Raw genomic sequence first — 8,729 nt, 5'->3', positions numbered from 1 at the left:
AATCGGCGATCGCCTGCTGGCTCGGCAGGCGATCGCCGGGGCGAAACAGGCCGGCGCGAATCGCTTCCTCGATCTGGTCGGCAATCGCCAGCGCGACGTGGCCGCGAATCCGGGAAAAATCGGGGCGCCAATCTTGCGCGAGCCGCGGCCCGCGCGCACCGTTCGTGCGGCCGAGTGCGGGTTCGGAGCATCCTTGCATGCGTCCTCCACTGTGCGAGTGTCCGTTCATGCCGGCGGCAAAAACCGGAAGCGGCGCGAGATTTGCCGTGGCGCCCAGCGTGCTGCCATGACGGTATCAAACCGTCATCGGAATCCAGCGTCAAGCGTCTTTGCCGATCTGTCGCGCAATCGACTCGTCCGGCGCTGAACCGACGCGCACCGTGTTTTGCTTCACTGCACAATCGCGCCGGATTAATTGGCAGTCGAAACGATTGGCGCTCGCCCGCGCCTCGTGCCCCCGCAAGCTCGCCCCGGCTTCGTTTTAATTCCGCGCCAAGCCCTTCGATTTAAAGGGAAACGAGAATATCGATCCGTTTGGAATTGCCTGACCATTTACTTGCCATGCGGTCCGTATCATAGTTTCGCGAAACAAGTTTCACCAATAACGTGCAGCGCGTACCGACGGAGACATCGATGTTACGCACGCCAACACGGGGCCAACCGGGCGCTTGTCGCTCGTCATTCCCGCAGGATCGGACACCGCGCTCGAGGCGCAACGTGTCCGCCCTTTCGCCGACCCGGCATCCTTTTCCGCTTTTCAGCCGACGCACCGCTACCCGCGACGCGAACGGCGCCCGACTCATGCTTGCGTAATTCCAAGTGCGATCGCCGTCCGGCACCACCCGTGCCGCCGGCATCGCGCCCGGACATCGTCGATCGAACCGCCGCACCGACGGGTCATTCCAAGGCCCGCGCCCCGATCGACATCGAGACACCCGGAATCATCAACAAGGAGGGGGTATGCCCCGTATCACCAAGCCGCGCACCGCGCTGCTGTCCTGTTTCGTGCTCGCGATTCCGTTCTTCGCCGGTTGTGGCGGCGGCGATGGCGGCGATCCGCCGGCAGCGATCCAGGTCCCGCAATGCTCGGGCAGCAGTTGCCCGGCCAGTGGGTCGACCACGACCCCGACCGTCACCAACAAGCTCTGCCCCGATACGCTCGACTACACCACCGTCTATACCGGCGGCTCGGGCAGCGGCGAATACGTGAAGCTGCAATTCGATTCGACCAAGCTCACGTATCAGATGCGGTTCATCCTGTCGTCGGTGCCGACCAGCGCCGGCCAGGTCAACACCACGCGCGCCGGCCAGACCATCACCGGCACGTTCCACCGCGCCACCACGCTGCCGACGGCCGAACAGAACCGCTGCGCGTTCGTGCTCGACAACGGCGCGTCGGCCGATGGTTCGTACTCCGTGACGGTCAATCCGGCCGATCCGCCGATGCTGTTCGTCGGCAACGGCGTGGTGGGCGGCGGGATTCCGGGCGCCACCATCGAGTTCGACGGCGTGGCCCTGCTCGGCAACCTCGGCGCGGTGCCGTCGCGCACGTTCGATTTCTTCCCGTTCATCGGCTTCACCGACACCGAAACCGACTTCACCAAGGTTGCGGGCAACTACAACGAGCTCGGCATCCATTTGTCGCCGACCGGCACCTCGTATCAGACGGCCAAGCCGGAAGGCTGGCAGCCCGATGTGGTCAACTGGAACGAGACGCTGAACGGCGACGGCTCGTGCACCATCACGCCGGGCAGCGACTACTCGTGCCGCACCACCGGCACGCCGTGGGCGCTGCGCACCAACACCGACGGCTCGGCCGACAACGTGTTCGTCAGCAAGCCGACCTCGTCGGGCTCGCCGTATCCGAGCGCCGGCCAGGGCCAGCCGATCGTGCTGCTCGCACCGAGCCAGGCGCAGGGCATCATGATCGTCGGCAGGCTGCGCGGGGCGTTGATTCCGATCGTGATTCGCGTCGGGCAGGCGTTCGTGCCGACCGACCCGGCAGCCCTGCTGAACACGGTGGCCGATGCGGAAATCGGCATCTCCGCGCTGGCGCCGGCCACCGCCGTGGCCAAGAACTCGTTCACCGGCGGCTACATCGGCGCGACCAGCGCGTCGGCGTGCGGGGTGGTGGCGAACGCGGGCAACTCCGGCGCACCGGCGGTGGGCGACGCGAGCTTCAACGCGTCGGTGGCGCATCCGAACCTGCCGGGCATCTACAGCGGCACGTTCTTCGAGCCGACCGCCGGCAACTGCGTGGACAACACGGCCGTCTCGACGCTGGCCGCGAACTACACCTCCACGCTGTTCAGCGGCGCAACGGCCGGCTTCATCGATCCGCAAACCTCGGCCGGCACCAGCACGTTCTCGCTCGACTACACGCAGGCCACCCCGGGCCTGATCGGCGTGACGGCGCTGCAGGATTTCAACGCCGGCAACAGCAGCGGGCCGGTCGCGATCTTCCACAAGGGCGACACCGGCTGGGCGATCAAGATCGGCGAGGTGTACGCGATGGTGGTGAACAACAACCAGTACAACCCGTTCTTCACGGTGGGCGCGTTCGTGCAGTAAGGCAGTCGAACGCGCGGCAGGCAGACACGCAGCAAGACGGCAACGACCGGCGGCAGCATTCCTGCCGCCGGTCCGCCGAGCGAACAAATCAATAGGATACCTATTGATTCAATAGAACCTGAGAGACGCAGGGCCGTGCATCGCACGGACGGCTTAGCAGCCAACCCGACCTGCGGGGGTGCGGTTTCTACCGGGCGAGCCTGAGGGGGCGCCCGGTTTTACGCGCAACGCGGTAGCCGGAGGGCCGCCCGCATTGCGCTTACCCACGGCGGTTCGCCGCCATTCGTCAATTGAGGCACGCATCATGACTATTCGAAAAGTGGCTTCCCTTGTCGTTGCACTCGCTGTTTCGTCGGCGCTCGCCGCGCCGGCTTTCGCCGTCACGGTGTCGCTGGCCAACGGCAACCCGATGAATCCCAACGGCGAACCGTTCTCGGCCACCGGCAGCACCACACTATCCAAAGGATCGATCAACACCAGTTGTACCGCCACCTTCAACGGCACCATCACCTCGACCGGCATCGTCAACATCACGTCGACGACGTTCGCGGGTGGCGGCCTCTGCTCGCTGATCACCGGCAGTGCGACCAGCATGAACCCGTGGACGGGCCAGGCCGACACGCCGACGCAATTGACGATCAACAATGCGCAGGTCAGCGCATCGCTGCTCGGCACCTGCGGCCCGAGCTCGGTGGTCACCGCCTGGAACAACACGGCGTCGTCGCTGACGTTCAACAACGCGGTGCTGACGCCGAACTGCACGGTGACCGGCACGGTCACCACCTCGCCGGCCTTCAAGGTGCAATAAGCGGCCGCGCCGAGGTTCGGCAGGCCGTAACGAAAACGGGGTGGCGTCGCGCCACCCCGTTTTTCATGGAAGAAAAACAACGGCGGGCCTGGATGGCCCGCCGCGATACCGTCAACCTCTCAGCGCGACAGCGCCGCAGCGGGCGCCGCAGCGGGCGCCGCAGCGGGCGCCGCGGCCGGCTCGGTGGCAAGCGAGATCATCAGCGCGATCAGTTCGACGAATTCGTCCTCGGGCAGCAGGCCCGCCCATTCGTGATATTCATCCTCGGACATGTCGAAAAAACCCTGCCCGAGCGCGCGGGTCTTGGCGACCACCCGGTCGCGCGCCTCGGCGTCGTCGAGCGACGCCGGCAAATTGTCGCCCAACTGCTGGAAACGATCCTGGATCCGCAGCTTCAGTTTGTACCCCGTAATACCTCTCATCGCCGGCCTCGATTATGGATTTCTGGCTCTGCCATCACGCGAACGGGGCCGCCGGTGCATCGTGCGGACTCCTGCACGATGCGCCGGCGGCCCCACCGCCCCTCGGAATGACGCCCCATACCGGCCGGTATTCCGGCCACGCCGGGGCGACTCCCCAGTTAATCCATGGTGCTGCGATTGTGCAATCGGCCCGGCCAACTAGATTTGATCTAAGTCAATTGTTAGGTGAGCACAAAAAGGCGGGGCCAGACGGCCGCCGGCGCTGCAATCAGAAAACCTGAAGGCTCGAATAAAAATTACTCGCTTGGTTGCGGGCCGCGGTTCTGGGATAGTGGGCGCCATTCCATCCAGCCCGCACCGGAGACACCACGATGTTCGCCTTCCCGCCGCTCGACCGCGATTCTGCTCCCGCTCCCGCAGCTTCGCCGCAACCGGCCGCCCGCACCGCGCCCGCGTTCACGTCGTATCGCGCCGCGCTGCAAAATCCGACCTGCGCGCTGGCGTCCCACACCGGCGATCGTCCCGACATCGCGACCAGCGCGATCCTTGGGTACAACTAAGCAAGCCGGCGGGCCGCCCTGGCCCGCTCACTCGGGATAGTTCGCATTCACCTCGAAGCGCGCCAGCTTCAGGATCGTGCGCAGCGTGCGCGGATGAATATCGCGGCAGGCAGCCAGCGACGTCAGGATGAAATCGAGCGCCCGGCCGTAGCGATAGAGCGTCAGCCAGCTTTCGGTGTCGCCCGGTTGCGCGTGCAACCGTTCTGCCACGCGCAGCATGTGGGTCGACAGCGCGCGCGCCATGTCGAGTTCGATCTGTTGCTTCTCGCTCCATTCGACCGGCTGCGGCTGGGCCAGCAGCTTCGTCAGGAAGGCCTGGAATTGGGCATCGGACTGGTTCGGCAGCGTATTCATGATTCGTTCCGTTCTGCGTTTGGACGGGTCGCCGTGCGGCGCGCTCATGCCTGCTATCAGCAGAATTCGTACCAGCCTGCGGCGAGCGTACCCGCGCGCCGCGCGATATCCGGCAAGTCCAGTCAGGATAAGGCTCCGCGCGAGATGCCAACGTGCGCTCGGCCGCATAGGCGGCCACCGCGGCGGCCGCTTCGTTGCGTCGACGTAACGTGACACGCATGTAAAAGCCGGAACATCGCCGCCCACGCGCCACCGTGCGCGATTTCGCCCGCCGCCATTTTTTTTGCGTGGCCGCCTGCCCGGCCCGGCCGCTATACTCCGGCCCATGCGATTGCTCCGAACCCTGCTCGTCCTGCTGCTTTGCATCGCGCTGCCGCTCGACGCGCTGGCCGCGAGCGGGCTGACGGGCGCGTGCCCGATGCACGACGGGCAGGCGATGCACGGCGCGATGCCGGCGATGACGGCCATGTCCGATTGCGACGGCATGGCCACGCCGCCGCCCGGCAAGCCGAAAGGCTGCGACCACGCCTGCAGGATGTCGGCGCAATGCCAGTTCGGCAGCCTCCATCACCCGGCCGTGCTCGCCGAAGTACGCCGCCCCGCCGCGCTGATCCTCCCGATACGCTTCCATTACGCCGCCTCGCTCGCCGTGCGCGATCCGAACGGCCTGTGGCGCCCGCCGCGCGCCGCCTGACTTTCCTCCTCCCCTGTTGAATCCCGACCGACCGCGCCGGCCCGCCGCCCGCGCGGGCGCGTCGTCGCCTGTCATGCGCATGCCGGCCATGCCGGCGCCGCAATTCCCATTGCTTGTTTCAGACGGAGCCTGACCATGAATACGCTGTTCGCCCGATCCGCCCTCCTGCTCGCCGCCGCAAGCAGCCTGGCCGCCGCGCCGGCCTTCGCCGACGACATGGCCGGCATGAAGATGGCCGCCCCGGCCAAATCTCAGCCGCAAGCGCAGGCCGACGACGGCCTGACCGACGCCGTGGTGCGCAAGGTGGACCCCGCCACCGGCATGATCACGCTGAAGCACGGCACGCTCGCCAACATCGGCATGCCGGCGATGACGATGGCCTACAAGGCCGGCGACGCCGCGATGACGCAACACGTGCATGCCGGGGACAAGGTGCGCGTGCGCGTCGAGAACCTGAACGGCACGCCGACGATCGTCAAGCTCGACGATCCGTCCTGATTAGCGCCGCGCGCCGGCCGGCTCGAACGGCAGGCCGAGCGCGCGGAAGAACGCCGCGACCTGCGGCAGCCAGATCGCTACCCCGGCCGGGGTATCGAAGAAGTCGTGCGAACTCCGGCCGAACACGCCGATGTCGACAAAACGCGCAGCGGCGGCCGGCCCGCGCGCCTGCGCGAGGTAGGCGCCGAACATGCGCCGTGGCAGTGGTTGCGGCCACAACGAATCGTTATCGCCGTAGAACCAGAGCGACGGATAGCGCGCGGCGCGGCCATAGCTCGCGTAGGCCGCCACCAGCGTGTCGTCCCAACCCTGGCAGGCGGATTTGCGCACGCCACCCGAGAAATTGATCAGCCCGAGCACGCCCGGCATCGCCCGCGCACCGAACGCGATAGTCGCCAGGCCGCCGTCGGACTGGCCTGCGACCACGATCCGCGAGCGGTCGACAAAGGGCAGCGCGCCGAGCGCCGCGATCGCGCCGGCCACATCGGCCGCCTCGTCGATGCCGTGACGGCGGCTGTCGCAACCATCGCCGTGATAGAAGCCGCCCGAACCGGCAAACCCTTCCCGCATCGGAATCGCCACCGCATAGCCGCGCCGCACGAACACGGCCGCCACGCGCAAGTGCCGCGAGCGCGGCTGCCGGCTCGCGTCGCCGGGGTCCTTGCCGTGATTGAGCACGACCAACGGGAACGGCCCCGCGCCGGGCGGTTTGAACAGGGTGGTTTGCAGTTGAACGATCGCGCCGTTGCTGCGCGCCGGCAGCAACAGCACCTGCTCGCCGAGTTGCGTGGCGAGCGGCGGCGGGTTGAGCGCGAGGCCATCGGCGCGCGAGGCCGGCGCATGCAGGCAGGCGGCGACGCCGATCGCGAGCGTCACCGCGCCAGACACCATCCTGTTCAGGCTGCGTAGGCCGCGCAGGCTTGACGGCCGCGCAAGGCGGCCGAGAGAGTCCGTCGATTTCAATGCCTTGGCGTGTCCGGTCGTGAAGCGACCGCGATTATTTCATCGATTCGGTGTGCTGACGGCCACGCGCCGCCCGATGCGCCTGCCCCGCTTCGCATGGCGATACGCGCCTGCGGATCGGCCAGCCACGATCGATCGCACAGCGATTGAATGAAAACGAAAGAAAAATCGAACGCCGGAATACCCCGACGCAATCGTCAATTCAGAAAAATAAATACAAATGAAAGACATGAGCACCCACGCAACTTCCCATCACGCTTGCTGGAAAACGATTTCACCGATGCACGTTGCCTTCCGACGTTCTGTCATATTACAAAAGTAGCATTCGCAAAATTACATAAAACGCACCGATAAAACCTATCCGTCAGGAAAACGCACCACCCCGCATCTCCAGCTTTCAATGTTTACCGAATTCCGATTGCCGTTTAGTAGCAGCAAAACCGCGTGTTGACGTTCGATAACCACTCAAACTGATGAAGAAGAACACCACCATGACTCTTTCAAGGACCGGTATTTCGTGTCTGATGCTGGCGCTCGTCGCCAGCATCACCCTGGCCGCTTGCGGCAACGACGACGATCCCGCACCGGCCACGTCGACGCAGGCGTCCACCCCGAGCGCGCTGAAGACGCTCGACGGCAACGCGCCGCTCGTGATCGGCCACCGCGGCCTGCCGGGCCTGTATCCGGAAGAAACGCAGGTGTCCTACGAAGGGGCCGCCAACGCCGGCGCCGATTCGCTGGAAGAAGACCTACACCTGACCAAGGATTGCGTGCTGGTCGCGCGTCACAACCCCTGGCTCAGCGACAACACCAACGTGGCCGACGTGGCCAAGACCAACGCCACCGTGGCCGCGCGCAAGCGCACCGTGCCGGGCGTGCGCGTGCCGGTCAGCTGGACCACCACGGCCACCACCGGCCCGTCGAGCTACCTGAGCGACCTGACCGATCCGGCCGATCCGAAATCGGTGCTGAAATCGCTGATCGTCGACGGCGAGGATCACACCAACGACTGGTCGATCACCGATTTCACGGTGGCCGAGCTGAAGGCATGGATTCGCGGCACCACGTACGACGCCAAGGACGTGCGTCCGACGGCGCTGAACGGCCAGTACCCGATCCTGACGATGCAGGAGGTGTACGACATCGCGCGCGCGAAGTCCGCCGTCACCGGCAAGACCTTCACGATCTATCCGGAATCGAAGAACCCGATCTGGAATAACGAGCAGGCGATCGCCAACGGCTGCGGCGCGGCCGGCACGCGTCCGTTCGAGGAAGCCATCATCAAGTTCCTCAACGACAACAACCTGAACAGCCGCACCGCGCCGATCCTGCTGCAGAGCTTCGATCCGGCCAGCCTGAAGTACTTCCGTTCGCGCGGCGTGCTCACGCGCATGGTGCAGCTGATCGACGGCAACGCCGTCAACTACCAGACCGGCGCAATGATCTACCAGACCAACGACGACTACGCGTTCGTCGACGGCCGCCCGTACAGCTGGACCCTCAACGGCGATTCGCGCTGGTTCGGCGACATGCTGACGCCGGCCGGCCTCGCCGAGATCAAGACCTACGCCGACGGCATCGGCCCGTGGAAGCCGCAGGTGTTCGCCTGGAAGGTCACGCCGTGGAAGGACAAGAACGCCGACGGCACGGCCTACACCGGCTCGCTCGCCGACGTGAACTCGGTCGAACCGACCAGCCTGATCGCCGATGCGCACAAGGCCGGCCTGTTCGTGCACGCGTACACGTTCCGCAACGAAGCGCGCTACCTGCCCGGCAAGTACAAGGGCGATCCGGTCGGCGAGTATCTCGATGCCTACCGCGCCGGCATCGACGGCGTGTTCTCGGACTTCGCCAACACG

The 8,729-nt window shown here is 65.8% G+C and carries 9 protein-coding genes and 1 pseudogene; 6 read left to right on the top strand and 4 right to left on the bottom strand.

Going from position 1 to position 8,729, the window contains the following annotated elements; all coding sequences use genetic code 11:
• Positions 1 to 199 (bottom strand): annotated as a pseudogene (locus ACYP33_RS23030) (GntR family transcriptional regulator); the annotation flags it as partial.
• A gap of 761 nt (positions 200 to 960) precedes the next feature.
• Here ACYP33_RS23030 and ACYP33_RS23025 point away from each other — a divergent pair.
• Both ACYP33_RS23025 and ACYP33_RS23020 read left to right on the top strand, forming a co-directional pair.
• On the top strand, positions 961 to 2,571 hold the full coding sequence (locus tag ACYP33_RS23025) for a DUF2957 domain-containing protein (RefSeq protein ID WP_459624062.1): 1,611 nt from the start codon (positions 961 to 963) through the stop codon (positions 2,569 to 2,571).
• Positions 2,572 to 2,875: 304 nt separating this feature from the next.
• Positions 2,876 to 3,379 carry a hypothetical protein gene (locus tag ACYP33_RS23020; protein WP_414441542.1) on the top strand — a complete coding sequence of 168 codons (504 nt, stop codon included), beginning with the start codon at positions 2,876 to 2,878 and terminating at the stop codon, positions 3,377 to 3,379.
• Positions 3,380 to 3,498: 119 nt separating this feature from the next.
• Here ACYP33_RS23020 and ACYP33_RS23015 read toward each other — a convergent pair whose 3' ends face one another.
• Complete coding sequence (locus ACYP33_RS23015) at positions 3,499 to 3,801, bottom strand: hypothetical protein (RefSeq protein ID WP_459624061.1); 303 nt, start codon at positions 3,799 to 3,801, stop codon at positions 3,499 to 3,501.
• A 371-nt stretch (positions 3,802 to 4,172) separates the two neighbouring features.
• Here ACYP33_RS23015 and ACYP33_RS23010 point away from each other — a divergent pair, with 371 nt between their 5' ends.
• Positions 4,173 to 4,361, top strand: coding sequence for a hypothetical protein (locus ACYP33_RS23010; RefSeq protein WP_414447955.1), 189 nt, complete (start codon positions 4,173 to 4,175; stop codon positions 4,359 to 4,361).
• Between the two features lie 27 nt (positions 4,362 to 4,388).
• Here ACYP33_RS23010 and ACYP33_RS23005 read toward each other — a convergent pair whose 3' ends face one another.
• Positions 4,389 to 4,715, bottom strand: a complete 327-nt coding sequence (locus ACYP33_RS23005) for a DNA-binding protein (RefSeq protein ID WP_414447956.1) — start codon at positions 4,713 to 4,715, stop codon at positions 4,389 to 4,391.
• Positions 4,716 to 5,040: 325 nt separating this feature from the next.
• Here ACYP33_RS23005 and ACYP33_RS23000 point away from each other — a divergent pair, with 325 nt between their 5' ends.
• Positions 5,041 to 5,409 (top strand): hypothetical protein, encoded by a 369-nt coding sequence (locus tag ACYP33_RS23000; RefSeq protein WP_459624060.1) that lies wholly within the window; start codon positions 5,041 to 5,043, stop codon positions 5,407 to 5,409.
• Between the two features lie 135 nt (positions 5,410 to 5,544).
• The gene (locus ACYP33_RS22995; RefSeq protein ID WP_459624059.1) at positions 5,545 to 5,907 is read left to right on the top strand and encodes a copper-binding protein; all 363 of its coding nucleotides are present in this window, start codon (positions 5,545 to 5,547) and stop codon (positions 5,905 to 5,907) included.
• Here the strand turns inward: ACYP33_RS22995 and ACYP33_RS22990 are convergent, their stop codons facing one another.
• A complete protein-coding gene (locus ACYP33_RS22990) occupies positions 5,908 to 6,783 on the bottom strand; it encodes a dienelactone hydrolase family protein (protein ID WP_459624058.1) in 876 nt (291 codons plus the stop codon).
• A 578-nt stretch (positions 6,784 to 7,361) separates the two neighbouring features.
• Between ACYP33_RS22990 and ACYP33_RS22985 the strand changes: the two genes are divergently transcribed.
• A partial coding sequence (locus ACYP33_RS22985; RefSeq protein ID WP_459624057.1) for a glycerophosphodiester phosphodiesterase family protein occupies positions 7,362 to 8,729 on the top strand: 1,368 nt, incomplete at its 3' end.

The organism is Burkholderia sp. 3C (assembly GCF_054589155.1).
The sequence above is the reverse complement of the archived record's forward strand: the minus strand, read 5'-3'. Positions and strand labels throughout refer to the sequence as shown.

Coding starts and splice junctions, on each gene's coding strand:
- ACYP33_RS23025 (WP_459624062.1), top strand. CDS start 961: ATGCCCCGTATCACCAAGCCGCGCACCGCGCTGCTGTCCTGTTTCGTG.
- ACYP33_RS23020 (WP_414441542.1), top strand. CDS start 2,876: ATGACTATTCGAAAAGTGGCTTCCCTTGTCGTTGCACTCGCTGTTTCG.
- ACYP33_RS23015 (WP_459624061.1), bottom strand. CDS start 3,801: ATGAGAGGTATTACGGGGTACAAACTGAAGCTGCGGATCCAGGATCGT.
- ACYP33_RS23010 (WP_414447955.1), top strand. CDS start 4,173: ATGTTCGCCTTCCCGCCGCTCGACCGCGATTCTGCTCCCGCTCCCGCA.
- ACYP33_RS23005 (WP_414447956.1), bottom strand. CDS start 4,715: ATGAATACGCTGCCGAACCAGTCCGATGCCCAATTCCAGGCCTTCCTG.
- ACYP33_RS23000 (WP_459624060.1), top strand. CDS start 5,041: ATGCGATTGCTCCGAACCCTGCTCGTCCTGCTGCTTTGCATCGCGCTG.
- ACYP33_RS22995 (WP_459624059.1), top strand. CDS start 5,545: ATGAATACGCTGTTCGCCCGATCCGCCCTCCTGCTCGCCGCCGCAAGC.